Origin of the sequence: Arthrobacter sp. YD2, assembly GCF_030410475.1 — a bacterium.
In the GTDB taxonomy this organism is placed as follows: domain Bacteria; phylum Actinomycetota; class Actinomycetes; order Actinomycetales; family Micrococcaceae; genus Arthrobacter_B; species Arthrobacter_B zhangbolii.
This window is the reverse complement of the sequence record NZ_JAUHHB010000001.1, coordinates 1,197,176-1,222,965: the sequence shown is the minus strand read 5'-3', so window position 1 is coordinate 1,222,965 and position 25,790 is coordinate 1,197,176. Positions and strand designations below refer to the sequence as shown.

At 64.8% G+C, this 25,790-nt stretch carries 28 protein-coding genes and 1 other RNA gene; 12 read left to right on the top strand and 17 right to left on the bottom strand.

The window, feature by feature from the left end:
- Window positions 1–7 precede the first annotated feature (7 nt).
- Complete coding sequence (locus QWJ37_RS05910) at window positions 8–1,051, top strand: ABC transporter permease (RefSeq protein ID WP_227903411.1); 1,044 nt, start codon at window positions 8–10, stop codon at window positions 1,049–1,051.
- Window positions 1,048–2,832: an ABC transporter ATP-binding protein gene (locus QWJ37_RS05905; RefSeq protein WP_227903413.1), complete on the top strand. Its 1,785-nt coding sequence runs from the start codon at window positions 1,048–1,050 to the stop codon at window positions 2,830–2,832. The genes QWJ37_RS05910 and QWJ37_RS05905 overlap by 4 nt, the downstream gene beginning before the upstream one ends.
- Window positions 2,833–2,859: 27 nt before the next feature.
- Here QWJ37_RS05905 and QWJ37_RS05900 read toward each other — a convergent pair whose 3' ends face one another.
- The 3 genes from QWJ37_RS05900 to QWJ37_RS05890 all read right to left on the bottom strand — a co-directional run bounded on the left by QWJ37_RS05900 (window position 2,860) and on the right by QWJ37_RS05890 (window position 5,085).
- Window positions 2,860–3,825, bottom strand: a complete 966-nt coding sequence (locus tag QWJ37_RS05900) for a zinc-binding dehydrogenase (RefSeq protein ID WP_290244665.1) — start codon at window positions 3,823–3,825, stop codon at window positions 2,860–2,862.
- Window positions 3,826–4,144: 319 nt separating this feature from the next.
- Complete coding sequence (gene rsrA / locus QWJ37_RS05895; RefSeq protein ID WP_227903416.1) at window positions 4,145–4,405, bottom strand: mycothiol system anti-sigma-R factor; 261 nt, start codon at window positions 4,403–4,405, stop codon at window positions 4,145–4,147.
- Complete coding sequence (locus tag QWJ37_RS05890) at window positions 4,402–5,085, bottom strand: sigma-70 family RNA polymerase sigma factor (RefSeq protein ID WP_227903418.1); 684 nt, start codon at window positions 5,083–5,085, stop codon at window positions 4,402–4,404. The genes rsrA and QWJ37_RS05890 overlap by 4 nt, the downstream gene beginning before the upstream one ends.
- A gap of 284 nt (window positions 5,086–5,369) precedes the next feature.
- Between QWJ37_RS05890 and QWJ37_RS05885 the strand changes: the two genes are divergently transcribed.
- From QWJ37_RS05885 to QWJ37_RS05855, 7 genes are all read left to right on the top strand, one after another.
- A complete protein-coding gene (locus QWJ37_RS05885) occupies window positions 5,370–5,918 on the top strand; it encodes a DoxX family membrane protein (protein ID WP_290244664.1) in 549 nt (182 codons plus the stop codon).
- Window positions 5,919–5,923: 5 nt separating this feature from the next.
- Entirely contained in the window at window positions 5,924–7,243 is a 1,320-nt protein-coding gene (gene aroA, locus QWJ37_RS05880; RefSeq protein ID WP_290244663.1) for a 3-phosphoshikimate 1-carboxyvinyltransferase, read from the top strand.
- A 1-nt stretch (window position 7,244) separates the two neighbouring features.
- Window positions 7,245–8,360, top strand: a complete 1,116-nt coding sequence (locus QWJ37_RS05875) for a ribosome small subunit-dependent GTPase A (RefSeq protein ID WP_227929465.1) — start codon at window positions 7,245–7,247, stop codon at window positions 8,358–8,360.
- Between the two features lie 95 nt (window positions 8,361–8,455).
- Window positions 8,456–9,265: a histidinol-phosphatase gene (hisN, locus tag QWJ37_RS05870; RefSeq protein WP_227903430.1), complete on the top strand. Its 810-nt coding sequence runs from the start codon at window positions 8,456–8,458 to the stop codon at window positions 9,263–9,265.
- A 2-nt stretch (window positions 9,266–9,267) separates the two neighbouring features.
- On the top strand, window positions 9,268–10,038 hold the full coding sequence (locus QWJ37_RS05865) for a class I SAM-dependent methyltransferase (RefSeq protein ID WP_290244662.1): 771 nt from the start codon (window positions 9,268–9,270) through the stop codon (window positions 10,036–10,038).
- Window positions 10,039–10,147: 109 nt separating this feature from the next.
- Window positions 10,148–11,299, top strand: a complete 1,152-nt coding sequence (locus tag QWJ37_RS05860) for a glutamate--cysteine ligase (protein ID WP_290244661.1) — start codon at window positions 10,148–10,150, stop codon at window positions 11,297–11,299.
- A gap of 170 nt (window positions 11,300–11,469) precedes the next feature.
- A complete protein-coding gene (locus tag QWJ37_RS05855) occupies window positions 11,470–12,570 on the top strand; it encodes a glutamate--cysteine ligase (protein WP_290244660.1) in 1,101 nt (366 codons plus the stop codon).
- 7 nt (window positions 12,571–12,577) lie between these two features.
- Here QWJ37_RS05855 and QWJ37_RS05850 read toward each other — a convergent pair whose 3' ends face one another.
- Complete coding sequence (locus QWJ37_RS05850; protein ID WP_227929462.1) at window positions 12,578–14,281, bottom strand: alpha-glucosidase; 1,704 nt, start codon at window positions 14,279–14,281, stop codon at window positions 12,578–12,580.
- Between the two features lie 215 nt (window positions 14,282–14,496).
- On the opposite strand from QWJ37_RS05850, the gene QWJ37_RS05845 reads away from it, so the two are divergent.
- Together QWJ37_RS05845 and QWJ37_RS05840 are read left to right on the top strand one after the other, a co-directional pair.
- Complete coding sequence (locus tag QWJ37_RS05845) at window positions 14,497–14,997, top strand: DUF1269 domain-containing protein (protein ID WP_227903439.1); 501 nt, start codon at window positions 14,497–14,499, stop codon at window positions 14,995–14,997.
- Between the two features lie 125 nt (window positions 14,998–15,122).
- Window positions 15,123–15,497 (top strand): hypothetical protein, encoded by a 375-nt coding sequence (locus QWJ37_RS05840; protein ID WP_227903441.1) that lies wholly within the window; start codon window positions 15,123–15,125, stop codon window positions 15,495–15,497.
- 152 nt (window positions 15,498–15,649) lie between these two features.
- On the opposite strand, the gene QWJ37_RS05835 is transcribed toward QWJ37_RS05840, so the two are convergent.
- The 10 genes from QWJ37_RS05835 to QWJ37_RS05790 all read right to left on the bottom strand — a co-directional run bounded on the left by QWJ37_RS05835 (window position 15,650) and on the right by QWJ37_RS05790 (window position 23,667).
- The gene (locus QWJ37_RS05835; RefSeq protein WP_227903442.1) at window positions 15,650–16,282 is read right to left on the bottom strand and encodes a uracil-DNA glycosylase; all 633 of its coding nucleotides are present in this window, start codon (window positions 16,280–16,282) and stop codon (window positions 15,650–15,652) included.
- 244 nt (window positions 16,283–16,526) lie between these two features.
- Window positions 16,527–16,898, bottom strand: a transfer-messenger RNA (tmRNA) gene (gene ssrA, locus QWJ37_RS05830).
- Between the two features lie 66 nt (window positions 16,899–16,964).
- Window positions 16,965–17,324 carry a hypothetical protein gene (locus QWJ37_RS05825; RefSeq protein ID WP_227903443.1) on the bottom strand — a complete coding sequence of 120 codons (360 nt, stop codon included), beginning with the start codon at window positions 17,322–17,324 and terminating at the stop codon, window positions 16,965–16,967.
- Entirely contained in the window at window positions 17,321–17,794 is a 474-nt protein-coding gene (smpB, locus tag QWJ37_RS05820; protein ID WP_227903444.1) for an SsrA-binding protein SmpB, read from the bottom strand. The genes QWJ37_RS05825 and smpB overlap by 4 nt, the downstream gene beginning before the upstream one ends.
- A gap of 60 nt (window positions 17,795–17,854) precedes the next feature.
- Window positions 17,855–19,258, bottom strand: a complete 1,404-nt coding sequence (locus QWJ37_RS05815) for a M23 family metallopeptidase (protein WP_227929460.1) — start codon at window positions 19,256–19,258, stop codon at window positions 17,855–17,857.
- Between the two features lie 74 nt (window positions 19,259–19,332).
- Window positions 19,333–20,235, bottom strand: coding sequence for a permease-like cell division protein FtsX (gene ftsX / locus QWJ37_RS05810; protein WP_227903447.1), 903 nt, complete (start codon window positions 20,233–20,235; stop codon window positions 19,333–19,335).
- Window positions 20,232–20,987 (bottom strand): cell division ATP-binding protein FtsE, encoded by a 756-nt coding sequence (gene ftsE, locus QWJ37_RS05805; RefSeq protein ID WP_227903449.1) that lies wholly within the window; start codon window positions 20,985–20,987, stop codon window positions 20,232–20,234. The genes ftsX and ftsE overlap by 4 nt, the downstream gene beginning before the upstream one ends.
- Before the next feature lie 187 nt (window positions 20,988–21,174).
- Entirely contained in the window at window positions 21,175–22,293 is a 1,119-nt protein-coding gene (gene prfB / locus QWJ37_RS05800; RefSeq protein WP_290244659.1) for a peptide chain release factor 2, read from the bottom strand.
- Between the two features lie 163 nt (window positions 22,294–22,456).
- Window positions 22,457–22,606: a hypothetical protein gene (locus QWJ37_RS05795; protein ID WP_290244658.1), complete on the bottom strand. Its 150-nt coding sequence runs from the start codon at window positions 22,604–22,606 to the stop codon at window positions 22,457–22,459.
- Complete coding sequence (locus QWJ37_RS05790; protein WP_290244657.1) at window positions 22,603–23,667, bottom strand: glycosyltransferase family 2 protein; 1,065 nt, start codon at window positions 23,665–23,667, stop codon at window positions 22,603–22,605. The genes QWJ37_RS05795 and QWJ37_RS05790 overlap by 4 nt, the downstream gene beginning before the upstream one ends.
- Before the next feature lie 490 nt (window positions 23,668–24,157).
- On the opposite strand from QWJ37_RS05790, the gene QWJ37_RS05785 reads away from it, so the two are divergent.
- Complete coding sequence (locus tag QWJ37_RS05785) at window positions 24,158–24,457, top strand: hypothetical protein (protein WP_290244656.1); 300 nt, start codon at window positions 24,158–24,160, stop codon at window positions 24,455–24,457.
- A gap of 13 nt (window positions 24,458–24,470) precedes the next feature.
- On the opposite strand, the gene QWJ37_RS05780 is transcribed toward QWJ37_RS05785, so the two are convergent.
- From QWJ37_RS05780 to QWJ37_RS05770, 3 genes are read right to left on the bottom strand one after another with little or no spacing between them, the layout of a single operon-like run.
- Window positions 24,471–24,947, bottom strand: a complete 477-nt coding sequence (locus QWJ37_RS05780; protein ID WP_290244655.1) for a pilus assembly protein TadG-related protein — start codon at window positions 24,945–24,947, stop codon at window positions 24,471–24,473.
- Complete coding sequence (locus QWJ37_RS05775; RefSeq protein WP_227929454.1) at window positions 24,944–25,399, bottom strand: hypothetical protein; 456 nt, start codon at window positions 25,397–25,399, stop codon at window positions 24,944–24,946. Before QWJ37_RS05775 ends, QWJ37_RS05780 begins: the two co-directional genes overlap by 4 nt.
- Window positions 25,383–25,778, bottom strand: coding sequence for a TadE family protein (locus tag QWJ37_RS05770; protein WP_227929453.1), 396 nt, complete (start codon window positions 25,776–25,778; stop codon window positions 25,383–25,385). The genes QWJ37_RS05775 and QWJ37_RS05770 overlap by 17 nt, the downstream gene beginning before the upstream one ends.
- Between the last annotated feature and the right edge of the window lie 12 nt (window positions 25,779–25,790).

Sequence of the window (25,790 nt, the reverse complement as noted above, 5' to 3'; positions counted from 1 at the left end):
TAGTGCAATGACTGACAACAACAACTCAGCAGACGGGCCGAAGGACAGCAGTCCGGAACTGGCTGCCATGACGCTGGCAAGCCAGCGCACGGTCACCGCGGACGCACCCGCAACCCGGGATGTCGTCGCCGAACCGAAAATCACCGAGGCAAAAAGCCAGTCCCGGCTGGTCCGGGAACGCTTCTTCCGGCACAAAGGGGCCATGGGCGGCATGATCGGCCTGGCCCTTATTGTGGTGCTTGCCTTCTCCTCCATCGGCTTCAACATCGGTCCGCTGCACATCCCGGGCTGGTGGAAGCACTCGTTCACCGATGTTATGCCCACGGTCGAGGGTGGCAAGCCCACCCTGTCCTGGACCGGACTGGGCGAGCACCCCTTCGGCCAGGATGCCCTGGGCCGGGACTACTTCGCCATGACCATGCGCGGTGCGCAGATCTCCCTGATCATCGCCTTCATCGTCGGGATCGTGGGCACCATCGTCGGAACCGTCATCGGCGCCCTGGCCGGCTACTACCGCGGCAAGGTTGAAGCCGTGCTGATGCGTTTCACCGACGTCATCATCACCATTCCCCTGCTGGTGGTGGCCGCCGTGCTCGCCACCATCGTAGCCAAGGCCGGCATCGTGGTGTTTGCCATCTTCCTGGGCATGCTCACGTGGACCGGGCTTGCCCGTATTGTCCGCGGCGAGTTCCTTTCCCTGCGCGAAAAGGAATTCGTCGAGGCGGCGAAATCAGTGGGCGCAAGCTCCTCCCGGATCATCTTCAAACACATCCTGCCCAACACTGTGGGCGTCATCATCGTCTCGGCCACGCTGGCCATTTCCGGTGCCATCCTGCTCGAGACCGCGCTCGGCTTCCTGGGCCTGGGCGTGCAGGAACCGGACACCTCGCTGGGCAAACTGATTAATGAGAACCGGTCCGCGATGACCGTCCGGCCCTGGGTCTTCCTGTGGCCGGGCGTGTTCATCGTGGCCATCGCCCTCACCGTGAACTTCATCGGTGACGGCCTCCGGGATGCGTTTGATCCCCGACAGACAAGGAACAAGCAATGACCTCCACACCGGTATACAGCGACACCCCGGCCACCGGAACCGGGACCCCCATCCTGGAGGTCTCCGGACTCGGCGTCGATTTCAATGTCGACAACGAATGGGTCATGGCCGCCGAGGACGTCAACTACCGGGTCTATCCCGGCGAAATCCTGGCCATCGTGGGCGAATCCGGATCCGGCAAAAGCATGTCCTCCATGGCCCTGCTTGGCCTGCTTCCCGGCAACGGCCGCTCCAAGGGCAGCGCCAAGCTGCAGGGCAGGGAACTCATCGGAGCACCCCAGTCGGCACTGCGGAAGGTCCGCGGCAATGACATTGCCATGATCTTCCAGGAACCCATGACGGCACTGAATCCCGTGCTGACGGTCGGTGAACAGGTCAAGGAGATCATCGAGCAGCACACGGACGCATCGCCCGCCCAGGCGAAGGAACGCGCCATCGAGCTGCTGCGCATGGTGGAGATCCCCGATCCGGAAACCCGCTATGAAAACTATCCGCACCAGTTCTCCGGCGGGCAGCGGCAGCGGGCGATGATTGCCATCGCCATCGCCAATGACCCGATCCTGCTTATCGCGGACGAACCCACCACGGCTCTGGACGTAACAGTGCAGGCCGAAGTCCTGGAACTGCTGCGCAAGCTCAACAAACGCCTGAACAGTGCCATCCTGCTGATTACCCATGACATGGGCGTGGTGGCGGACCTCGCGGACAACGTGATTGTGATGCAGAACGGCCGGATTGTGGAAGCCTCCTCGGCGACCGACCTCTTTGGTGCCCCGCAGCAGGACTACACCCGGGCACTGCTCGACGCCGTACCCCACCTTGGGTCAAAGGTGGGTGGTGTGCTCGCGGCCGTGGAGGTCGAGGACGACGGCTCACTGCAGATCACCGAGGCCCCCCGCTCCGTGATGGCCGCTTCCGAGGAGGTAGCCGAGCCGACGTCGTCGCAGACGCCCGCCCTTCAACTGGAAAACGTCGCCATCGAGTACCCGGGGCGGTTCCGCCAGCCCGCTTTCCGTGCTGTGTCCGATGTTTCCTTCACCATCATGCCCGGCGAGGTCATGGGCCTGGTGGGCGAGTCAGGTTCGGGCAAGTCCACCATCGGCCGCGCCGTCACCGGCCTGCTTCCGGTGGCGGACGGCAGCGTGCGGATCAACGGGACGGACATTGCCGGGCTCTCACCGAAGAAGATGCGTCCGCTGCGCAAAAAGTTCGCCATCGTCTTCCAGGACCCCGCGGCGTCCCTGAACCCGCGCATGTCCATTGGTGAAAGCATCGGAGAACCGCTTTTCCTGCATGAGAAGCTCAGCAAGGCCGAGCTGAACAAGCGGGTGGAGGGGCTGCTTGACGACGTCCAGCTGCCCAGGGCGTTCCGGAACCGGTATCCGCATGAGCTGTCCGGCGGCCAGCGCCAGCGTGTAGGCATTGCCCGCGCGCTCTCGCTGCGCCCCTCGCTGCTGGTGGCGGACGAACCCACCTCGGCCCTGGACGTGTCAGTCCAGGCACGGGTGCTCGCGCTGCTGCAGGACCTGCAGCGCGAATACGGTTTTGCCTGCCTCTTCGTCAGCCACGACCTTGCCGTGGTGGAGATCCTCGCCAGCCACATTGCGGTGCTGAACAAGGGCCGCATGGTGGAGCAGGGGTCCACCGAGCAGGTCCTGAAGTACCCGCAGGATCCGTACACCCGGCGCCTGCTGGCGGCGGCCCCCGTGCCGGATCCGGCCGAGCAGGCCTACCGCCGCGAGCAGCGCAACGCACTGCTCGCGGCCGGCAGCACCGACTAGCCGGCTCACCGGCTTAAGGCGGCGGCGTCAGTGGCGGAAGACAATCTTCCCCATGACGTCGCCGTCGTGCATTTTCCGGAACCCCTTCTCCGCTTCCTCCAACGGCAGGACCGAGTCAATCTCCGGCCGCACTCCGGTTGCCACCAGGAAGTTCACCAGCCGCACCAGCTCGGCACGCGTGCCCATGGTGGAGCCAAGGACCCGCAGCTGCAGGAAGAAAACCCGGTTCAGGTCCGCCGGCGGGTTGGGGCCGCTGGTGGCGCCGCAGGTCACTACCGCACCGCCGGGCTTCAGGGATTTCAGCGAGTGCGCCCAGGTGGCCTCACCCACCGAATCAAACACCGTGTCCACCCGCTCCGGCAGCCGTGCCCCGGCCTCGAAGGCCTGCTCGGCTCCCAGCTTCAGCGCGTGGTCCCGCTTCTCGGCGCTCCGGCTGGTGGCCCACACCCGGTAGCCGGCCGCCGAGGCCAGGCTGATGAGTGCTGTGGCCACTCCCCCGCCGGCGCCCTGGACCAGGATGGTGGAGCCCGGTGCGGCGGGATTGACCGTGAACAGCATCCGGTAGGCGGTAAGCCAGGCCGTCGGCAGGCAGGCTGCCTCCTCAAAGCTCAGCTCCGCGGGCTTCGGCACCAGGTTGCGGGCGGGAACCCACACCTCATCGGCCATGGCTCCGGGCAAGCGTTCGGAGAGCAGGCTGCGCTTTGGGTCCAGGGTCTCGTCGCCTTCCCAGCCCGGGGAGGAAATGACGCCGTGGACAATCACCTCGTTGCCGTCGTCGTCGATCCCGGCTGCGTCGCAGCCCAGCACCATCGGCAGGGCGTCAGCAGCGAGCCCCACCCCCTGCAGGGACCACAGGTCATGATGGTTCAGTGCCGATGCCTTAACCCGGACCCGGCGGAACCCCTCCGGCGGCTGCGGGGCGTCGAATTCCCCGACTTTCAACCCGCTGATTGGATCTTCCGCGGACTGCGTCTGCGCGTACACTGCTCGCATCGTGAACTCCCTCACTTCTGGCTCGGTTATCTGGCGTGCCCTCCATCCTAGGGGACCGTGCCTGCGGCCGCCCGAAACGCGTTAGGCGTGCGCATGAGGCATGTGGGACACTGGAGGGCAGAACTTTTCGGAATCAAAGGAGGCAGCTATGAGCAAGCGTGCACGCAAGCGTCGTGACCGTAAGCGCGGCGGCGCTAACCACGGTAAGCGTCCCAACACCTAAGCAGTGCTTTGGTAGCCGCGTGGCCTAACGGCCAGGCAAAAAGAACCCCCGGAACCTAACGGTGCCGGGGGTTCTTTTCTGTTGGACTGCGGCCGGCTAGTGGTCCGCGGTCTGGATCTGGCTGATGCGGTTAAGGATGCTGGCCTTCAGTGTTGCGGGGGCCGCTTCCGTGCACGAACGCTTGACCACCGACCGGATAACGCATTCCAGGTCGTGTTCCTGTGCGCACTCCGGGCAGCCTTCCAGATGCTCCTTGATCTCCACGAGATCCTCGTGGGACAGGGCACCGTCCAGGTATTCGTACAGCCGTTCAATGCGGGCGTCTTCGCAATCGCCCAGGCTCTGGCAATCGCTCATAGCTCATTCCCCTGTTTCTTGGTTGATGCGCCAACGGCTTCGGCTGCGGGCACCTTACCTTTGATTCCGCGCTCATGGGCGTATTCCGCCAGGAGCTCGCGGAGCAGCTTGCGCCCGCGGTGCAGCCGTGACATCACGGTGCCGATCGGCGTGTTCATGATTTCTGAAATTTCCTTGTACGCAAACCCCTCCACATCGGAGAAGTACACGGCCAGCCGGAATTCCTCCGGGATGGACTGCAGGGCGTCTTTGACGTCTGAGTCCGGCAGGTGGTCCAGGGCAACAGCCTCAGCCGAGCGTAGCCCGGTGGAGCTGTGTTCTGCTGCCCGTGCCAGCTGCCAGTCCTCAACACCGTCAGAATTGGCCTGCAGGGGCTCCCGCTGGCGCTTCCGGTAAAGATTGATGTAGGTGTTGGTCAGGATCCGGTACAGCCATGCCTTCAGGTTGGTACCCGGGCGGTACTGGTGAAAAGCGGAGAAAGCCTTGGTGTAGGCCTCCTGTACCAGGTCCTCCGCGTCCGAGGGGTTCCTTGCCATGCGCATGGCCGCCGAATAAAGCTGGTCCACATACTGCATGGCGTCCTGCTCAAAACGCAGCTTGCGTGCCTCGTCCGTTTCGGTGGCAACGTCGAGCTCGAAGTTTTCCACGTGGGGGCTGCCTTCCGGCGCGTCAGTTCTCATCACCTCCCAGTCTACGGTGCGGGCGGGCACCCGTAGGCGTAGCTTCGGCTCTCGGTCGGTCCGCGCCTGTCTCAGCGTGGCGGCTGGCACTATGCGTCTCCTGACGGTTGATTGCCTTGCGATATATGTGCCAACGGTCTGCCGGGGCCCGGTATTCCCGCAGCCCGCCGCCCGGGAACAAAGGACCACCGGCTGTGCCCTGCACGGCGGAATGCCAGACTAAGGTGGAGGCAGCACCAAATGTTGTTCTTTCGCGTAATTTGTGGATTCACCAGGAGGCCTTTATGTCGATAGTCCGTTTGTTTGCCCGCCCGCTTCTCGCCACCGGCTTCGTTGCCGTGGGCGTGGAGCGCCTGAGGAACGTTGACCAGACGGCGGAGCAGCTGGCGCCGACCCTGAAGTGGATCGGAAGCACGGTGCCCTCCGCAGCTTCGCTGGCCGCCAACCCCACTATGGTTGCCCGCGTCCTCGGCTACACCCAGGTGGGAGCAGCATCCCTCCTCGGCATGGGCAAGATGAGCCGCCTCGCGTCGCTGCTGCTGGCAGGTACGGCCGCCCTGAACGCTGTGGTGGAGTACCGCAACGCCGAGGCGTCCACCGCGCAGGAGCGCAAGGACCGGCGCTACCAGCTGCTCAAGAACCTCTCCCTGATCGGCGGCGTCCTGCTGTCCGCCGTGGATACGAATGGACGTCCCGGCCTGGCCTGGCGGGCCAACCACCTGGCAACGGACACCGGCCGGAAGACCCGGGCGGTCTCCAAGTCGGTGAAGAAGAGCACCCGCAAGCAGCTCGCCGCGGTTTCCAACGCCGCTTCGGACATCGTGGGTTCCTAGCAGTAATGAATGCTCCAAACGCCGGGGCGCCGGCACTGTGGCCGGCGCCCCTCGCCCCCTCCCCCGTCGACGCGGTCCTGTCCGTTCCCGGCTCCAAGTCCCTGACCAACCGTTACCTGGTTCTCGCTGCCCTGACGGAGGGCCGGTCCAGGCTGCGGGCTCCGCTTCATTCACGGGATTCGGTACTGATGGTCTCCGCCCTGCGGGCACTGGGCGCTACGGTCACCGAGGCTGAAGGAACCGGAGCTTTCGGTCCGGACCTGCTGATTGATCCGCCGCAGGCAGCCGCCTCCGCCGATCCGCGGCACGTGGACTGCGGGCTGGCCGGAACCGTGATGCGTTTCGTTCCGCCGCTGGCCGCCCTCCTCCGGGGCAGCACCTCCTTCGACGGTGACCCGCACGCCCGCACCCGGCCCATGTCAGCCATCATCGACGCACTGCGCACCCTGGGGGTGGGCATTGACGACGGCGGCACGGGCTCCCTGCCCTTCACCGTGTCCGGTTCGGGACAGGTGGCCGGCGGGAAGCTGGAGATCGATGCCGGCGCATCCTCGCAGTTCGTCTCCGCCCTGCTGCTGGCCGCGCCCCGCTTTGAACAGGGATTGCACCTGATCCACACCGGCAGTGTCCTGCCCAGCCCGGACCACATCGCCATGACTGTCTCGGTACTGCGCAGCATCGGTGTCGAGGTGGATGATTCCGTACCCTTCCAGTGGCGGGTTGCCCCCGGCCCCGTGGCGGCCTTCGACGTCACCATTGAACCTGATCTTTCCAATGCCGGGCCGTTCCTGGGCGCCGCCCTGGTGACCGGCGGCACCGTCCGGGTGACCGGCTGGCCGGAGAAGACCGACCAGGTGGGCGATAAATGGCGCAGCATCCTTCCGGCCCTGGGCGCCAGTGTTTCGCTCTCGGACGGGACCCTGACGGTCACCGGCACCGGCACGATCCACGGCGCGGAGCTCGCGGACACCAGCGAACTCGCGCCCACCGTCGCCGCGCTCCTTGCCCTGGCCGATTCGCCGTCGGTCCTCACCGGAATCGCGCACCTGCGCGGGCATGAAACTGACCGGCTCGCTGCGCTGGTCACTGAAATCAACCGGCTCGGCGGAGACGCCGAGGAAACCGCTGACGGGCTGCTGATCCGGCCGGCGGCCCTGCACGGCGGGACATGGGAAACCTATGCCGACCACCGGATGGCCACGGCAGGTGCGCTGATCGGCCTGGCGGTACCCGACGTCGTCGTCCGGGACATCGGCACCACGGCAAAAACCCTGCCGGAGTTCCCCGAGCTGTGGCAGCAGCTGACCGATTCGGCGGTGTCCTGACATGGCGCGCAGCACCTCCGGCTGGGACGAATCCGATGTCCGGGTCCGGCCGAACAAAAAGGGCTCCCGCCCGCGGACCAAGGACCGGCCGGCGCATGAGGACGCCGTGATCGGCCGCATCATCACCGTGGACCGGGGACGGTACACGGCGGTTGTCGATGAGGACACTCCGCAGGAACGCACGGTAATCGCCGCCAGGGCACGGGAACTGCGCCGCACCCCGGTGGTGGCCGGAGACCGGGTGGCGCTGGTGGGCGACGTGTCCGGCGCCCCGGACACCCTGGCCCGGCTGGTGCGGGTAGAGGAACGCGACACCGTGCTGCGGCGCAGCGCCGACGATACCGATCCGGTGGAACGGGTGGTCGTGGCCAACGCGGACCAGCTGGTCATTGTGGTGGCAGCCGCCAACCCGGAGCCTCGCACCGGATTTATCGACCGCGCGCTCGTGGCGGCCTACGACGCCGGCATCTCCCCCGTCCTGTGCATCACCAAGGCGGACATCAGGGATCCTGCCGAGCTGCTGGCCAATTATGAGCACCTGGATATGGACGTCATCATCAGCCGCACCGCGGCCGCCGACGCCTCCGGCATCGATGCCCGTTCCGATGACGGCCTGTCTGCCCGGTTGCAGGGCACCGCCGTCGAGGCCCTGCATGAAGTGCTGAAGGGAAACGTCAGCGTACTGGTGGGCCCATCCGGCGTCGGCAAGTCAACGCTCGTCAACGCCCTGACCGGTTCCGCCCGTGCCACCGGCGGCGTCAACGCCGTGACCGGACGCGGCCGGCACACTTCCTCATCCGCCCTAGCACTGCGCCTGAGTGATTCCCCGGCGGGCAGCTGGATTATTGACACCCCCGGCATCCGGTCCTTCGGCCTGGCCCACGTGGATCCGGACCGCATCCTGCAGGCCTTCCCCGATCTGGAGCCCGGTACCGCCGGCTGCGAACGGGGCTGCCGGCATGATGCGGCCGCCGTGGGCTGCGGGCTGGACCCGTGGGTGGAGGAAGGCCACGCCGGACCGGCCGGACCTGCCCGGCTGGCGTCGCTGCGACGGTTGCTGGTCACCGGCAGCCGGACCGAAAACAAATCCTCCGCCAAGGAGCTTGGCGAACAGTAGCGGCACGGGCTCCTGCCCGTCCCGTCCGCAGGACACTGCCCGGTTGCGGGCGTAATGCCGGGCAGTGCCCGCCGAATAAGGATAAGTTGAACAGTATGCCGTTCGTTCAGAACTACAACGATGACCTACGCCTGGCCCACGTCATGGCCGACTCCGTGGATGACCAGACCATGTCCCGGTACCGGGCCCTGGACCTGAAGATCGAGACCAAACCCGACTTCACGCCGGTCACCGACGCCGACAAGGCCGCCGAAGACGCCATCCGGGGCCAGCTCTCCCGCGCCCGCCCTCGGGATGCTGTCCTGGGCGAGGAATTCGGTTCCTCGGGCTCCGGCCCCCGACGCTGGATCATCGACCCGATCGACGGCACCAAGAACTTCATCCGCGGCGTGCCCGTCTGGGCAACCCTGATTGCCCTGGTGGACGACGGCGTTCCCGTTGTCGGGCTCGTCAGCGCCCCGGCGCTGGGCAAGCGGTGGTGGGCGGCCACCGGCACCGGAGCCTACATGGGCCGCTCCCTGGCTGCGGCCACCCGGCTGCACGTCTCGAACGTATCCAACCTGTCCGATGCGTCCCTCTCCTACTCCAGCCTGGGCGGCTGGAAGGACCGGGGAAACCTGGAGGAATTCCTGGACCTTACCGAGTCGGTGTGGCGCACCCGTGCCTACGGCGACTTCTGGTCCTACTGCATGGTGGCCGAGGGCGCCGTCGACATTGCCTGCGAGCCCGAGCTGAACCTTTATGACATGGCAGCCCTGGTGCCGATCGTGACCGAGGCCGGCGGGCGTTTCACGTCCCTGGACGGCGAGGACGGACCGTTCGGCGGGAACGCGCTGGCTACCAACGGGCTGCTGCACAGCGAAGTGCTCCAGCGCCTGAATCCCGACCTGGACGACCTGCTGTAACAGTGGGTACCACCGGACCACGGCTCGAGGCGCTGAGGCGCCGGCAGCTGGCCGACAGCTACCGGGAGGGCGGCGAGCACTACGACCGCATCCGCCCCGGTTACCCTGCCGAAGCCGTTCACTGGCTGGTTTCCCGTCCCGGTTCTCCGATCGTCCGGGACGTGGCGGATGTTGGCGCCGGCACCGGAAAGTACACCCGTGAGCTGCACGCCGCCGGGTTGAACGTCCATGCGGTGGACCCCTCAGCGGACATGCTGTCCCAGCTTTCCCGGTCGCTGCCCGGGGTGCCCGCGGGCATCGGTACGGCAGAGCAGACCGGGCTGCCCGATTCCTGCGTGGACGCCGTCACCGTGGCCCAGGCCTGGCACTGGTGTGATCCCGAAGCCGCGAGCCGCGAGTTTGCGCGCATCCTGCGCCCGCACGGCGTCCTCGGCCTCGTCTGGAACCAGTTGGACGTCAGTGTGCCCTGGGTGCACCGCTATTCGCGCATCATCCACGCCGGTGATGTCATCCGCCCGGGCTTCCGGCCCGTCATCGGCCCGGAATTCGCCCTCGACGACTCCTCCACTGTGGCCTGGAACCAGCCGATGACCCCCGAAGACCTGTTCGAGCTGGCCAAATCCCGTGCGTTCTATCTTTCCGCCGGACCGGAGGCCCGCCTGCGGCTGGAGTCGAACCTGACCTGGTACCTCTACGAGCACCTTGGCCACCGGCCCGGTGACCGGCTGGACCTGCCGTACCTGACCCTGACCTGGCGGGCGCTGCGCGCCTGAAGTTCCCTCGCGGATGCCCCGATGGATTCGCCGCGGCCGCCCGGCGGACGCGGGCCGACGGGCCGCAGCGCCTGAACGTAGTGCTTTCCGTCCGCCGCGCTACGTAGAATTGTCGGGGTCCGGCGTTTTCCTGGCGCAGGGAGATATTGAGATGGTCTCCACTTTCGGTATTGAAGAAGAGTTCCTGCTTATTGATCCGCTGACCGGGTTCCCTACCGGTTCGCCGCAGGTTATGCGCACGCTCAGGGCCGCTGTACGCCCCAACTTTCATTCCTCGGTGGAGCTGCTGGATGCGCAGGTGGAGAGTTCCACGCCTGTGTGCACCAGCAGGGAGGAAGCAATGGATTCCCTCCTGGCGTTCCGTTCCCTACTGGCATCGGCGTCATCAGCCGCAGGCGTACGGGTGGCTGCCACCGGCGCGGCTCCGCAGATTCCGGACACACCGGCCTCGCTGACCGCTACGGACCGTTACCGGAAAATGGGCCGGCTGACCGGCGGGATCGCCCACGAACAATACGTTAACGGCACCCACATCCACGTAGGCATACCGACCCGGGACGCCGGTGTCCGCGTGCTCAATGGGCTGCGGCCATGGCTGGCCCTGCTGGGCGCCGTTGCCGCCAACTCCCCCTTTTGGCGGGGACGGGACACCAGCTTCGCCAGCTGGAGGATGGTCCATTACCGGCGCTGGTCCGTGCAGGGCTGCCCTCCAATCTTTGCCGACGCCGCCGATTATGACCGGCGGCTGCAGGGCCTGCTGGAGACCGACGTGGTGCTCGACGCGGGCCACGTGGGCTGGGCGGCGAGGCTCTCGGAGAGCTACCCCACCGTGGAGGTCCGTATTGCCGACGCGCAGCTGGAGGCCGGCGACTCCGTACTGCTGGCAACCCTGGTCCGCGGACTGGTCAGCTCCCTGGCGGCAGCCGGGGCGGCGCCCCGCCCGCCGGACCCGGAACTGCTCGACGCCGGGCTGTGGCAGGCTGCGCGCTTCGGGCTAGGGGCGAATCTGGTCTCCCACCCCGGCGGCAGCGTCCCGGCAGCCAGCCGTCTGGCGGCACTCCTGGATTTCGTGGCCCCCGCTCTGGAGGAGGCAGGAGATACCGAGTTCGTCGCCGCCGGAATCCACCGCGTCCTGGGCGGACACGCCGGCTCGGCCGCCGGGTCTGGAACCGGTGCCGAACGGCAGCGGCGGGCTGTCCGGCAGGGCGGCGAGCCGGCCCTGGCCGAGCTCTTCACCCGCTCCCTGGTGCTCGAACCCTGAGGAACCCGCCCCCGCCGCGCGGCTCCTGCACCAGGAGCGCAGGCCGGACAGTGCCGCTTCACGCTGCAGATGCGGATTTTCTGCTGGAGCCCGGCGGAACTACTCTCGGGGAGGAACAAAAACTGCGGTGCCGGTTGGGGCCCGGCTCGAAAACCCACGGGAGAACACACATGGCGACATTGGGCATCGAAGAGGAATACCTTCTCCTTGATCCATCCACCGGGCTGCCGGTGCATAAGGCTGCCGAGGTCGAAGCCTTCCTTCACCGTTCGCCCCGGATCACCGAGGGCGAAATACAGCGGGAACTGCTGAGCTGTCAGCTGGAAACCGCCACACCCGTGTCTGCCACCCTCACGGAGGCCGAAGAGTACCTGCTCAATTTCCGCACCCAGCTGGAGGCCGGGGCCCGCAAGGCGGGCGTCATCGCAGCCGGTACTGCCAGCGCGCCGCGCATCGAGGAGCACTATCCGGAGCTGACGGACAAGGACCGCTACCGTGACCTGCAGGCCAGTGCCCCGGGAATCGTCGGAGACCAGTTCGTCAACGGACTGCACGTCCATGTGTCCGTCCCGGACCGTGAAACCGGCGTGCAGGCCCTGAACCGGATCCGCGAGTGGCTGCCCGCCATCATCGCCCTCAGCACCAACTCGCCGTTCTGGCTGGACCGGGACAGCGGCTTCGGCAGCTGGCGGGTGGTGCACTACCGCCGCTGGCCGGTACAGGGCTGCGCTCCGGTCTTCCGTGACGCGGCGGATTACGAGCGCCGGATCCAGCGGCTCGTGGACTCCGGCGCCATCATTGACCGTGGCGTACTGACCTGGATGGCCAGGCTCTCGGACAGCTATCCCACTCTGGAGGTGCGCGCCGGGGATGCCCAGCTCCAGGCACGCGACAGTGTCCTGCTCGGCGGCATCATCCGCGGACTGGTCAGTACCGCAGTGGCCGAGGCCCGCGCCGGCGTGCCGTACTCAACGCCGGACGATGAGCTGCTCGACGCCGCCATGTGGCAGGCGGCGCGGGACGGTCTCACCGGAGATCTGGTGGACCCGCTCTCCGCCCGGCTCGTCCCCGCACGGGAACGCGTGCAGGCGCTGATGGCGTTCATAGCCGGGGCCCTGGAGCAGGAGGGGGATACCCAGTGGGTGAAGGCCGGCCTGGCCGGGCTGTGGGAGAAAGGCACCGGCGCGCAGCGCCAGCGCCGTGCGATGCAGGAAGGCGGCATGCCCGGGCTGTTGGAGCTTTATTCGTCGACGCTTACGGGTGAGCTGTAGCGTCTCCTCATCCGCCGGGGTAAATGGACACGTCCAGGATCCTCGCTTCCCACGGACGCAGCAGACGGTGGTCCCCCGGGGTGATGTAGTTACCCAGGACCAGGTCACCTGACTCCAGGTTGGCGGGCACACCGAGCTCTGCCCCGGAGACATTGCCCAGGACGAGAAGTGCCTGGTCGCCGCGCGTGCGTTTGAAGGCAAACAGCGTCGGGTGTGCCGGGTCGAGCATGTGGAAGTCCCCCAGGGATACCAGCTCCGACTCGTGCCGCAGCCGGATAAGCCGCTGGTAATAGCGAAAAACGGACTTTTCCGCGGCCCGGTCAGCCTCCACGCTGGTTTCGGGAAATCCCTTTCCCAGCGGAATCCACGGCTCAACCGTGCTGAATCCGGCGTGGGGCCCGGAGGTCCACTGCATGGGGGTGCGGGCGTTGTCCCGGCTCATCCGGCGCAGGGACTCCAGCACGGCTTCCTGATCCATCCCCAGCCGAAGTGCCTCGGCATAGTGGTTGAGCGACTCCACGTCCCGATACTGGCCGATCGAGGTGAACCCGGCGCTCGGCATACCGATCTCTTCACCCTGATAGACGTACGGCGTGCCGCGCTGCAGATGCAGCAGGGTCGCCCACAGCGTGGCGGATTCGTACCGGTACTCTTCCTCATCGCCGAAACGTGAAACGATCCGGGGCTGGTCGTGGTTGCTCAGGTAGAGACTGTTCCACCCGGTTTCCGCCAGTCCCCGCTGCCAGCGGTTCCAGCTGGTCTTCAGGTCGGCGAGCTCCAGGCCCTTGTAGTCGAACTTCCCGCCCGGCCCCTGGTCCAGGCTGACGTGCTCAAATTGGAAGACCATGTCCAGCTCATGCCGCCTCCTGTCCGTATACAGGCGCGCCTGCTCCACCGTTGCGCCGGGGGTCTCACCCACCGTTAGGTACTCGCCCTGGCGTTCGCTGAAGACCCGGTGGTGCATCTCCTGCAGGAACTCGTGGATCCGCGGACCGTTGACGTAGTGCGGGCTTCCGTCGCCCCAGACACCCCCTGCTTCAGAGACTCCGTCCGGCAAGGCGGGATCCTTCGAGATGAAGTTGATGACGTCCATGCGGAAGCCGTCTACGCCTTTGTCCAGCCACCAGTTCATCATCTCGTAGACACGCTCCCGCACCCTGGAGACTTCCCAGTTCAGGTCCGGCTGCTGCGGAGTAAACAGATGCAGGTAGTACTGCCTGGTGCGTTGATCGAAAGTCCATGCCGATCCGCCGAACATGGATCCCCAGTTGTTCGGCTCGGCGCCGGGTTCCCCCGCGGTGAAGCCCGGCCGGGGATCCCGCCACCAATAGCTGTCCCGCCGGGGTGAGCTGCGGGAGGACCTGGACTCCAAAAAGGCGGGATACTCACTGGAGGTATGGTTTACCACCAGGTCCATAATCAGTTTGATCCCCCGCCCGTGCAGGCCCTCCAACAGTTCGTCCAGCTGCTCGTTGGTGCCGAACAGCTCGTCCACCCGGCGATAGTCGCTGATGTCATAGCCGTTGTCGAACTGCGGCGACTGGTGGATCGGGGACAACCAGAGGACATCAATGCCCAGATCCTGCAGGTGATCGAGGTGTTCAATGATCCCGCCGATGTCACCGATACCGTCGCCGGTCGAATCCGCAAAACTGCGGGGATAGATTTGGTAGACCACTGCGTTGGCCCACCACGGGGTACGGGGTTCCATGGCAGGCCGTCCTTTCCCAGTCCCTGGCCTCAGGGTTTCCCTGCATGCTACGTCTGCGGACGCCGCCGGCACAGGCCTTCGGCAACTTCCCGGCCAAGCTGCCCGGTCATGGCCGTTTGCCTTGTACGCCGCCCATGCACACCGATAACGTTGGCGCTGCCGGCGGGTCCCTGTACGGACACCCTCGTCGAACTCAACCGTTTGGAGTAACTGCCATGGCAACACTGACCGTTTGGAAATTCTCTGACGCCGGGGCTGCGGAACGCGCCACGGAAACCCTCGCCAGCCTGCAGTCCCAGGGGCTGATCAATGTCCAGGATGAAGCAATCGTCACCTGGCCCGAAGACAAGAAAAAGCCCAAGACCATCCAGGAGCATCATCTGGTGGGAGCCGGAGCCCTGGGCGGCGGCTTCTGGGGGCTGCTGTTCGGCCTGATTTTCTTTGTACCGCTGATCGGGGCCGCGGTCGGTGCAGCAGTGGGCGCGCTTTCCGCGTCCATGGTGGACGTCGGGATCAACGACGACTTCATCAAGCAGGTGCGTCAGGAAGTGACTCCGGGCTCCTCGGCCCTGTTCGTCCTGTCCACCGACGCGGTCGAGGACCGGGTAGCCGAAGCGTTCAAGGACTACCAGGGTGCCAAGCTGATCTACACCAACCTCTCCAAGGAGCAGGAAGCGAACCTTCGCGAGGCTTTCTTTGAGGCAACGCCTGCCTAGGCAGGCCCGCAACGCCTGATCACAATAGCGGGACGCCGGCCGGATGGCCGCCGTCCCGCTATTGCCGTTCCAGGGCATTCCTGCCCTGAAACGGATGAAGGCCCGTACGCCGTATCGTTTAACTGATGATTACTCGACGCCAAGCCGCACAAATACTTGATATTCCGCTTGAAATGGCCACCCGCCACGGTATCCCGCCACGGATGGAGGACGCCGAGCTGGCCCGGCTCCAGGCCGATCCTCCCGGGTGGCTGCTCCAGTCACGGGCCAACCGCACCGGGAAACGCCCGGTATGGGTCGAGCTTTCCTGCACCGTGTGCGGTTACACCGAAACGGCGCGGCCGAAGAAGTGGTGGCCGGAGTTCACCTTCCTGGCGTGCGAGGACCACAGCGTCCGCGAACTGCCCGCCCTGCCCGACGGCGCGGTGCGCAGCGAGTACCCCGGCGTAGGCTCCCGGTTTATTGGCGTGGTGGACTCCGCCGTAAGCCCCGCGGACTGAAGATCCCTCGGCCCTGCCGGCGGAAGCAGGCCCGCCCGATGGAGCCGGGCCGGCTCCCTGAAGGCAGGCCCGCCCGATGGAGCCGTGCCGGCCGATGGAGCCGTGCCGGCCGATGGAGCCGGACCGGCCCCCGGCGAGGTGCCGTGCCGCGGCTAGCGGGTAGCGCTAAGTCCGGTTCGTGCCATCGCGTCAGTGTAGGCGGCCTTCATATCGTCAAGGGCCTCCTGCTGGCGCTCCGCTGTGGCACCGAAGGAACGTCCCGAGAGTGAGCGGGCCTTGTAGACCTTGAAGCTCCGGCGGTAGATCATCCGGTTTTCCGTCTTCAGGAAGGCCGCGGCCAGACGCTGCGCCTCAGTACCGTGTGCCACTATCACCGAAGCACGCGGCACCAGGGCAAGGAAGCGAAGCAGCGGCCGAAGCCCTTCCTGCACCTGCTCCTTGGTCAGCTTGCCATTGGGCTCGCCGGGCACATGCCAGGGATAGGTGTTCCACGGCATCACAAACTCGGGGCGGAGCCCGGCCTGCCAATGGACACCCAGAAGCCGCGTCATGGCGTCGTTGTCCCCCGCCGTGATAAACCCGGACTCGTGCGCTTCGCCGATGTTGGAAAAAAGACTGACAATCCGGCATTCACCGATGTCATGCATGGGGTCCACATAGGGGACCTGGCTGCCCGGCTTGATTTCGGCCAGTGCGTCGCAAAGCTGGTTCACTTCCGCAACATTGGGGTCGTACCGTCGGTTCCAGAGGTCGTCATGCTGGGATTCAACTGCCGGGCTTTGCATAGAGTGGTGCGTCTCCTACGAGGTCTTCCGACCGGTTATATCGCCCGCTCCGGTGGGGGCCGGCGCGGGTAGTGCTTCAGTGCAAGTTTAGCAACGTGTCCCGCACGTCCCGGCGGCGGAGCCCGGACTTACGGCCTAAACAAGCGTGGGTGTGAGAAACAACTCCGCCCCGGTCCGATGACCGTCGGCCTTTAAACCACAAGACGGGACGTGTCCGTGGACACGTCCCGTCTTGTGCGGAACACAGTGGAGATGGGGGGAATCGAACCCCCGTCCGATGTCGCTTTGTCAGGGCTTCTCCGGGCGCAGTCTGCATCGGATTTTCTCGGTCCCAGCCATCACGCAAACAAGTGGCTGATCCGGACCCAGCCGTCTAAAAGTCCCGAACACCCCAACGGCGAAGGTGTTCAGCAGTGGCCCTCTAAATGACGCCAGGCACCGGGGCGAGAGCATCCCCGGGCTGACGGACTATGCCTTACTGCTTAGGCAGCAAGAGCGAAGTCAGTGCGCTTTGATTCGGCACTTATTGGTTTACAGAGATCGTTAACGAGATAACCCTGTATCCTCGGCCCGCTTCCCCTGTCTCAACAAAACATCGTCGAAACCGGTCATCCCCTTATTGAGTTGCCAATCCGGCCGGAGCCGGAACACCCATTGTAGCCCATGCGCCGCAGGCCCGGGTTTAGAGGGTGAAGCCCAGTATTACTACCGGCGCCTGCCAGGCGATAAGAAGAATCCAGGAGACCAGGACAAACAGCACGGAGAGGATGCTCAGCGCCGTCATTCCAGGTGCTTTGCGCCGGAAGGCCCAGGCAAAAAGCGCTATGTTGGCTCCCACCAGCACCGGAGCCAGCCAGACCAGTACCGTTGCCAGGTAGAGATAAAAAGCGAGGAAAAACGGCACTACCACAAGGATCACTACGGGCAGCACGGCAAGGACAATCAGCAGATCAACGGCCGCCACCACCCAGGTCCAAGCCGGCTTCCGGACGCTTACCTCTTCGGCGGCATCGGGCTGCGCTTCCCAGAACGTGCCGCTCATGCGCCGCGGTTCTTCTCCCGCATGGCCCGAAGTGCCTCACGGTTGTCCTGCTTTTCCCGCAGTGTCTGGCGCTTGTCATACTCACGCTTACCGCGCGCCACGGCAATCTCCACTTTGGCCCGCCCGTCAACGAAGTAGAGCTGGAGCGGGACGATGGTGAAGCCTGATTCGCTGGTCTTCCGCATGATTTTTTCGAGCTGTTCGCGGTGCAGCAGCAGCTTCCGCCGGCGGCGGGCCGCGTGGTTGGTCCAGCTGCCATTCAGGTATTCGGGAATGTAGGCGGCTTCAAGCCAGAGTTCATTGTTGTAGAACGTGGCAAAGCCGTCCACCAGTGAAGCCCTGCCCTCGCGCAGCGATTTCACCTCGGTTCCCATCAGGACCATACCGGCCTCATAGGTGTCCAGGATTTCGTAATCGTGCCGGGCCTTGCGATTGGTGGCCACTACCTTCCGGCCACTTTCCTTAGGCACGGGGCAACTCCTTAGTGATTCAGCGTCAGCTGGTCTTTGAGCGAAAGTTCTATTGTAGGCCTACAACAGACCCATCGGGTCAACCAGGTTGCCGTTCAGGACCGTCTCGAAGTGCAGGTGACAGCCGGTGGAGTTACCGGTGCTGCCGACGTAACCGATCAGCTGGCCCTGGTTCACCCACTGTCCCCCACGGACGGCGAAGCCGTTGAGGTGGTAGTAGTTCGTGGCCAGGACGTTGCCGCCCACCACACCGTGGTTCAGGACAATGCGGTTTCCCGTGCCGATCATCTCGCCGCCGCCCTGGTCCGCCCGCCAGACTTCGCCGGCGGCCGCAGCGTAGACCGGCGTGTTGCAGGCAGGGGCGAAGTCGATGCCCGAGTGCAGGTACCCGCCGTTGCCAAAGAAGTCGATGGATCCGGGAGGCGTGGCACGCCACCCGTAGCCGGAGGATACGGGTGCACTGACTACCGGGTAACGCAGTCCGAAGGAGGACGGGCTGGAGGGCTGCGGCACGGTTTGGACGGGAGGGGCCGGCCGGTTGTTTCGGGCGGCCTCTTCGGCTGCTGCCCGGTTGGCAGCGTCAATACGCGCCTGCTCACGCTTGCGGTGCTCCTCGAGCAGGATCCGCTGCCGTTCGGCAATGTCCGCAGTGACCTGCGCGCTTTCCTTTTCCAAGGTGGCCATCTGCGCCTGCAGCTTCGGCTTCTGCGCTTCGAGTTCCTTGTTCATGGCAGTGGTCTCGGCGATGAGGCTGTCCACTTTGGCTTTCTCGGCGGCAGCGGCATCGCGGGCTGCCTGTTCGGCCTTCAGTGCTTCTTCGGCCTGGGCCTTCAGCTTGTTGATTTCCTCCGCAACGGCGGCCAGCCGCGCTTCGGAGTTGAGGTTGTTCGCGTTCTGCTGGGAGAGCTTCTCCACCGCTGCATTCTGACCCTTGAGCGCCTGTTCGGCCATGCCCAGGGAATCCGTCAGGCTGTCCGCACCCTTGGCGCCAAACATCAGCGACAGGGTGGAGGGAACGCCGCCGTTCTTATAGGCCTGGGAGGCTATCTGGCCGATGGCCTTCTCGGTGGCCGCAATCTCCTCACGGTCCTTTTCAATCTGGCCCATGATGGTCTCATGCGTGTTCTGCGCCAGGGCCACCCGGTCATTGAGCGCGCCGACCTTGTCTGCGGCGGTGTTCACCCGGCCCTCAGCATCAGCCAGCTGCTGCTGTGCTGCCGGCAGCTGCCCGTTGTAAATGTTCAGCTTGGCCACGGTCTCGGCAATGTCCTCACCCAGATACTCGTAGTTCTGCTGGACCTGCTGCTTTTCCGCCTCGATGGCTTCAAGCCGGTTATCCAGTTCGTCAGCGCTGGCAGTACTGGTGAAGGCTATTGAAAGCGTCATGGTCAGGAGCACAACAACACCCGCGACCGCCCGTGATGCATGGGCGCGTCGGGACCGCTTGGACACGGCATTATCCATTGATGAGACTCTCCATGATGTTCAGCTTTCTCTTCCGGGTGCCGATGTACTGCTCATGAGTACTGCTCATGACTCTAAACCTTCAGGTAACGACGCAGCGTCAACAGCGAGGATACGCCCGCCAATAGTGCTCCGAGAACAAGTAAGACGGGTGTTAGATACAGAACCTGTTCCGAGGAGATAAAGGCTGTGGTGGGGTACTGCCTGGCCAGCGCACCAATAAAGAAGTGTGCAGTGCTCCACAATGCCACAGAAGCGAGGATTGCGCCGATAACGGCGGCAATGACGCCTTCCAGGACGAAGGGCAGCTGGATGACGGCCTTGGAGGCTCCCACCAGGCGCATTATTCCCGTTTCCCGCCGGCGGCTGAAGGCCGAGAGCCGGATAGTCGTTGCTATCAGCAGGATGGCGCAGATCAGCATCACCGCCGCCACGCCCAGGGCTGCCACGGACGCCAGGTTCAGATAAGTGAACATCTTCTCGAAGAGTTCCCGCTGGTCGCTGACTGATTCCACACCCGGCTTGGAGGAAAACGCTTCGTTGATGACCTCATACTTTTCCGGGTCCACCAGGCTCACCCGGAAGGACTCGGGCAGCATTTCCGCCGTAATGCTGTCCACAATGGGCGAATTCGCAAACTGTTCACGGAAATGCGTCAGCGCAGTTTCCTGGTCTTCGTACTCCACGCTTTCCACATACCGGTCCGCCCGCAGGTCTGCCTCGACGGCGTCGCGCTGCTCATCGGTAACCGCCCCCGCGGCGCAGGAGGCTGAGGTGTCATTGTCGGTGCACAGGTACACCGCCACCTGCACCCGGTCATACCAGTAGCCCTTCATCTGCCCGATCTGCAGCTGCAGCAATCCGGCAGCACCCACGAAGGTCAGGGACACAAAGGTTACGAGGATAACCGAAACCACCATGGACAGATTCCGGCGCAGGCCCGAACCGATTTCGCCAAGGACAAATGCAAGCCTCATTCGGATACCCCGCTTTCCTGGCGGCCGGGCGCATCCGGCTGCGGCTCCGGATCCTGTTCGGCCCCGGGCTCGCCCAGGTAGATGCCTTCGCGTTCGTCGCGGATGATCTGGCCGTTGCGCAGTTCCACCACGCGCTTGCGCATGGCATTAACGATGTCGTCGTCATGGGTGGCCATAACCACCGTGGTGCCGTTCTGGTTGACCCGGTCCAGCACCTTCATGATTCCCAGCGACGTGGTCGGGTCAAGGTTGCCGGTGGGCTCGTCCGCGAGGAGGATTCCGGGCTTGTTGACAATGGCGCGGGCGATGGCCACACGCTGCTGCTCGCCGCCGGAAAGCTCATGCGGCATGCGGTTGTCCTTACCCTCCAGCCCCACGGTTTTCAGGACCTCGGGAACGGAGTCACGGATGACGGCACGGCTGCGTCCGATCACCTGCATGGCGAAGGCAACGTTGGCGAAAACCGTTTTGTTGGGCAGCAGGCGGAAGTCCTGGAAAACCACGCCGATTCCGCGGCGCAGCCGGGGAACCCGCCAGCTGGGGATCTTCGCGACATTCGCCCCGGCAACGTAGACCGTCCCCTTGGTGGCGTGCTCTTCCTTCATGATCAGGCGGATAAAAGTGGATTTACCCGATCCCGAGGCGCCTACGAGGAAAACGAACTCTCCCCGGTCCACGTCAAGGCTGACTGAGTTGAGCGCAGGCCGGGACTTCCGGTCATACAGCTTGGTGACATTGTCGAATGTGATCATGACTACTTAGTGCCCATGAAGCGGCCGGAGACACGGGCCTTGGTTCGGGGTATGGGCACCGGCTCCTCGACTATAGCCAGCTTGCCGGACAATGGGCCAGAACCGGCCGGCGCGTGTCGGAACCGGCGGGCGGCACGACGGCGGTCCTGCCGGCGCGACGCACTGTCCGGCTGCCGTATCCGCCGGGTTATTTGCGGGCCGAGACACTGCCGTTGGCGCGCCAACGGATACCGGCGTCAATGAAGTCGTCAATCTCGCCGTCGAACACGGCAGACGTGTTGCCCACTTCGTGTTCGGTGCGCAGGTCCTTGACCATCTGGTACGGGTTGAGCACATAGGAGCGCATCTGGTCGCCCCAGGAGGCTTTGACGTCGCCGGCGAATGCCTTCTTCTCCGCGTCCTCCTGCTCCTTCTTCAACAGCAGCAGCCGGGACTGCAGCACCCGCATGGCGGCGGCACGGTTCTGCAGCTGCGATTTCTCGTTCTGCATGGAAACCACGGTGCCGGTGGGAAGGTGGGTCAGGCGGACGGCGGAGTCGGTGGTGTTAACGGACTGGCCGCCGGGACCGGAGGACCGGAAGACGTCCACGCGGATCTCGTTGTCCGGGATCTCGATGTGGTCGGTGGGTTCGATCAGCGGAATCACCTCGACGGCGGCGAACGAGGTCTGGCGGCGCCCCTGGTTATCGAACGGGCTGATCCGCACCAGCCGGTGCGTGCCGGCCTCCACCACGAGGGTGCCGAAGGCGTAAGGGGCCTTGACTTCGAAGGTGGCCGATTTCAGTCCTGCCTCTTCAGCGTAGGACGTGTCCAGGACGGTGGTGGGGTAACCGTGGCGTTCGGCCCAGCGCAGGTACATCCGCAGCAGCATCTCGGCGAAGTCCGCGGCGTCCACTCCCCCGGCGCCGGAACGGATCGTCACAACCGCCTCGCGGGCGTCGTACTCACCGGAGAGCAGGGTGACCACCTCGAGCTGGGACAGTGACTTGCGCAGCGACTCCAGCTCGGTCACCGCCTCAGCCTTCGACTCGGCGTCCGCCTCATCCTGGGCCAGCTCCACCAGGACCTCAAGGTCATCGATGCGGGACTCGATCTTCTCCAGGCGTTCCAGCTCCGACTGGCGGTGCGACAGCTTGGAGGTGATCTTCTGCGCCTCGGCCGGGTCGTCCCAGAGATCGGGCACGCCGGCCATTTCGCTGAGCTCTTCGATGTCCTCTTTGATCTTTGCCACATCCGAGACCTCTTCAATGGAGGCGAAAGTGGAGCGGAGGGCGCGGATTTCTGCGGGAAAATCTATTTCTGCCATGGTGCTTACAGCCTACGCCATGTCCCTGCGCCGCTGCCCGTCGTCGTCGTCGTTGCCGTCGTCCCACCGCGGCTGGGGCCAGGGTCCGGCCCGCGAGGCAGCAGAGCAGCGGAAGGCTTCGCAGGTTTTCGCTGCCGGGGCACGGCCTTTGCCTAGGGTCTGCCTAGGGCCGGTTGGAAGAATTCTTCTTCAGCAGTGTGAAAAGACCTACTGCAACGAATATCCCGCCCAGGATAAACAGGACTATCGAGCCTATCTCCAGTACGGCTGCCGCGATGCCGGCAACCTTGAACGCCAGGATTACCCCTTTCATGCTTCCACGCCCTCTGCCTTGTACTGCGCCGCCCACAAGTCACGATCTTTGCGGGTGATCTTTTTGCGGAGGATTTCTCCCCAGGAAGCGAGAATCCATCCGCCACGTATGCAGGCCAGGAGCTCAATGGGGATTATCAACACGACGATAAGGATGTCCCACTTGTCCTTATACGGGACGCGAAGGGCCGTCTTGAGGTTGATGGCCATAAACAGGATGGGCACGAGCAGTCCCCACCAAGCCAATGTCAGGGCATCCAGATACAGCGCCAGCGAAATTACCATCACCCAGAGTGTGCGGATTGCAGGTCCGAGCAGATTGAGCATCTGGCTAACCCAATCCCTGATGGTCAGATGGTTGACTCCGAAGCGAAGCAGATCCTGAAGGGTACCCGTCTGCCACTTCATGCGCTGCCCCCACAGGGACTTCAGGTTCTTCATCCCGTCGGTGTATGCCCTGATGGTGGTGGATACGTAGGTCTTGTACCCCGCTTCCCGGAGCCGGTAGGTCAGCTCGTAGTCCTCCACGGCACTTTCGTACGACCACGGCCCTTCCCTGTCGTCCCTGGCGGCAATCTCCCTCAGCGCCCTGCCGGAGAACGCAGACCCGGCGCCTGCCAGGACATTGGTCCAGCCATGATTCAGCCCCTGTTGGATGTTGTAGGCGTATTCGGATTTCTGCAGCCTGCACCACAAACCGGGCTGCCGGATGGTGAATTTGGAAGTCGATCCTCCGAAGAGACGCTTCCATGATTCCTTCTCCCAGTCTTCGATGGCATTGGGGACAAGTACAGTGTCTGCGTCCATGGACACGACAAGGTCGGAGTCACGGCCATAGAGATTCCATCCCCTGTTCATGGCCTCGGACTTGCGGTGCTTCAGGCGGGGCAGATCCATAACGATTACCGGGTACTTTTTTGCTACCTCGACCGTTTGATCAGTGCATCCATTGGCGATAATGATTATCTGGTCCGGCTGCCGGGTCTGCGCAAGCAGGGATTCAATGGTTTGCCCTATTGTTTGCTCCTCATTGTGCGCCGGCACTAATACCGTGACCTCCATTTCTCCTCCTTCCTGGGCAGAGTGCCGGGATCATCGCCGTGCCCGCCGGGGTCCAATCCGCGCACGCGGATCAGATACTGGCCCCGGCCCGCTGCCATCCCCACGGCATGCACTGGCGGGCCCCCGGTAACGCACGGGATGGACCGGATATGCCGCCCGTCCCGCGAGAATCGGGCGGCCGGTTTGTGGCTATGGCGTAAGGCTAGGGAGCACGGGAAGGCCTTGACGAGGGTATTGCGGGGGTCGGATGCAAAGTCGGGTATGCCACCCGCGGCGCCAGGGGCAGAGACTCAGTAAAGGCGGGCGTCCCCCGGTATCTTCCGGCGGCCGGGCAGCACTGGAGCAGCCGGGCCTCACCCGCCGCTGCGATGGAGATTCCGTCCGGCACCGGCCGCCTGACGCGCCGCGGCAGTGCACGGATGTGTCGGCGGGGAGGGTTACATTAACCAATGACGGAGAAAGAACACACGCCCTGATGAAGGAGCCTGTCTTGACCGAACGGAATCCGCACCCCCATCCCGAACGCGGCCGCCTCTACACCCTCGACGAACTCAACGACCTGGCTGAGCAGGGGGATCCCTGGGCCATGGGCAAAGTGGACGAATGGGACCGCGACTTCTCCAACGACTATGCCGTGAAGATGTTCGACAAGTGCCCCGACAGCAACTGCGAGTACTACGGGGAGCCCGTCAATATCTGCTACGGCGAGGACGGGCAGGTCCTGGACATCGACCACGGCGGCTGGGGCCACGGACCGGCGCAGGACATGGCGCAGAAAAAGGCGTCATAGCCACTGCGGGCGTTTACTGAACCAGCCGTGCCCGGGCCTCGCTGACGGCCGTTATTTGAATACCCTCCGGGACCAGGAAATTGACAATCGGCGGGTGCACCCGTGCAGCCAGGACAATTCGGGCCGTCCGGCCGTCCGCCGTACCGGTGTCCTCCGCCACCACGAGGTCATTGAAACGGGACTCGGCCCCCGTTACCTGAAGGTAGTTTCGTGCCGCAGCGCGCACCGCGCCTGCGTCCAGTGCCGCCGCCGGGCCGTCCCCGGCGTCGGACTGGCCCAAGGTGAACGTATCCGCGGCTGCCACAGCTGCTCCGTCGGCTGCCGACAGCAGCTTCTTCTGTCCGATGTACACCGAAGATGCCGCCATCACAACGGTCACGGTGAGCAGGGCCAACAGGGTGTAGCCGATGATCAGCACGCCTACCTGGCCGCTTTCGTGCCCCTCGCTGCCACCGGCGGGACCGCCGTCGCTCCCGGTGCCCGGCCTCATCCGAAACGCTCCACGACCTGCGTGGATTCCGAGTCCACCACTACCGGTGAGTCCCCTGCCCAGGGAAGTCCGGGCAGGGGAACATCAACGCTCACCCGGACGGTCACGAGGGTGCCCGGCGCCAGGCAGTCGGCAGGGCAGCTGATGACCATGTCCATGGTTCCGGCCGGCAATCCGAAGTCATCCAGGGCAAGCTGTGCAGCCTCCGTGGCGCGGCGCTCGGCCGTCGCCGCGTCAGGGGCCGTGGCATAGACCTTGGCGGCCGCATCCGCTGCTCCCACGGCAGCGAAAGAGGCACCCTGGATCTGACCCACCGTAATAACCAGATAGACCACCGGAACAAGCAGCAGCAGGCCCAGGAAAATGAATTCGACGACGGCGCTTCCGGTTTCGTCCTGCTCCTGCCGGGTCCCGCCGCAGGTGTCCGGTCCGCCCTCAGCGCCAGGCCGCATGCCCCGCCACCTCGATCCCGCCGTCGGGACCGATCAGGCCGATCACCGGCAGCGGTGCCCGGACGGTGATCTCGAGCAGGCGGGCGTCCCCTGCGGTCTGCTCGGCGCTGGTGATGTCCCCGGCGTATTCCGCCCCGAGGCTGGCATGGATCAGCTCGGAGGTCCGCCGGATACCGTCCTCCGGAGAACGGTCCGCCAGCGTCCCGTAGCGGGCCCCCGTTGCCGCGGCGTCAATGAGCGTGTTGCGCACGTGCAGTACCAGTGCCAGCTGGATCACCGCCATAAAGACCAGGCTGACAAGCGCCCCCACCAGCACAAAGTCCACCACTGCCGACCCGCGCTCCGTCGCGCCGGCAGGCAGCCGTGCGGAACGGAGCACCCTGGTCCGGGC

What these genes read in the sequence shown, in the direction of transcription:
- QWJ37_RS05910 (WP_227903411.1), top strand. Translation starts at nt 8, where the DNA reads ATGACTGACAACAACAACTCAGCAGACGGGCCGAAGGACAGCAGTCCG.
- QWJ37_RS05905 (WP_227903413.1), top strand. Translation starts at nt 1,048, where the DNA reads ATGACCTCCACACCGGTATACAGCGACACCCCGGCCACCGGAACCGGG.
- QWJ37_RS05900 (WP_290244665.1), bottom strand. Translation starts at nt 3,825, where the DNA reads ATGCGAGCAGTGTACGCGCAGACGCAGTCCGCGGAAGATCCAATCAGC.
- rsrA (WP_227903416.1), bottom strand. Translation starts at nt 4,405, where the DNA reads ATGAGCGATTGCCAGAGCCTGGGCGATTGCGAAGACGCCCGCATTGAA.
- QWJ37_RS05890 (WP_227903418.1), bottom strand. Translation starts at nt 5,085, where the DNA reads ATGAGAACTGACGCGCCGGAAGGCAGCCCCCACGTGGAAAACTTCGAG.
- QWJ37_RS05885 (WP_290244664.1), top strand. Translation starts at nt 5,370, where the DNA reads ATGTCGATAGTCCGTTTGTTTGCCCGCCCGCTTCTCGCCACCGGCTTC.
- aroA (WP_290244663.1), top strand. Translation starts at nt 5,924, where the DNA reads ATGAATGCTCCAAACGCCGGGGCGCCGGCACTGTGGCCGGCGCCCCTC.
- QWJ37_RS05875 (WP_227929465.1), top strand. Translation starts at nt 7,245, where the DNA reads ATGGCGCGCAGCACCTCCGGCTGGGACGAATCCGATGTCCGGGTCCGG.
- hisN (WP_227903430.1), top strand. Translation starts at nt 8,456, where the DNA reads ATGCCGTTCGTTCAGAACTACAACGATGACCTACGCCTGGCCCACGTC.
- QWJ37_RS05855 (WP_290244660.1), top strand. Translation starts at nt 11,470, where the DNA reads ATGGCGACATTGGGCATCGAAGAGGAATACCTTCTCCTTGATCCATCC.
- QWJ37_RS05850 (WP_227929462.1), bottom strand. Translation starts at nt 14,281, where the DNA reads ATGGAACCCCGTACCCCGTGGTGGGCCAACGCAGTGGTCTACCAAATC.
- QWJ37_RS05845 (WP_227903439.1), top strand. Translation starts at nt 14,497, where the DNA reads ATGGCAACACTGACCGTTTGGAAATTCTCTGACGCCGGGGCTGCGGAA.
- QWJ37_RS05840 (WP_227903441.1), top strand. Translation starts at nt 15,123, where the DNA reads ATGATTACTCGACGCCAAGCCGCACAAATACTTGATATTCCGCTTGAA.
- QWJ37_RS05835 (WP_227903442.1), bottom strand. Translation starts at nt 16,282, where the DNA reads ATGCAAAGCCCGGCAGTTGAATCCCAGCATGACGACCTCTGGAACCGA.
- QWJ37_RS05825 (WP_227903443.1), bottom strand. Translation starts at nt 17,324, where the DNA reads ATGAGCGGCACGTTCTGGGAAGCGCAGCCCGATGCCGCCGAAGAGGTA.
- QWJ37_RS05815 (WP_227929460.1), bottom strand. Translation starts at nt 19,258, where the DNA reads ATGGATAATGCCGTGTCCAAGCGGTCCCGACGCGCCCATGCATCACGG.
- ftsX (WP_227903447.1), bottom strand. Translation starts at nt 20,235, where the DNA reads ATGAGGCTTGCATTTGTCCTTGGCGAAATCGGTTCGGGCCTGCGCCGG.
- ftsE (WP_227903449.1), bottom strand. Translation starts at nt 20,987, where the DNA reads ATGATCACATTCGACAATGTCACCAAGCTGTATGACCGGAAGTCCCGG.
- prfB (WP_290244659.1), bottom strand. Translation starts at nt 22,293, where the DNA reads ATGGCAGAAATAGATTTTCCCGCAGAAATCCGCGCCCTCCGCTCCACT.
- QWJ37_RS05795 (WP_290244658.1), bottom strand. Translation starts at nt 22,606, where the DNA reads ATGAAAGGGGTAATCCTGGCGTTCAAGGTTGCCGGCATCGCGGCAGCC.
- QWJ37_RS05790 (WP_290244657.1), bottom strand. Translation starts at nt 23,667, where the DNA reads ATGGAGGTCACGGTATTAGTGCCGGCGCACAATGAGGAGCAAACAATA.
- QWJ37_RS05780 (WP_290244655.1), bottom strand. Translation starts at nt 24,947, where the DNA reads ATGAGGCCGGGCACCGGGAGCGACGGCGGTCCCGCCGGTGGCAGCGAG.
- QWJ37_RS05775 (WP_227929454.1), bottom strand. Translation starts at nt 25,399, where the DNA reads ATGCGGCCTGGCGCTGAGGGCGGACCGGACACCTGCGGCGGGACCCGG.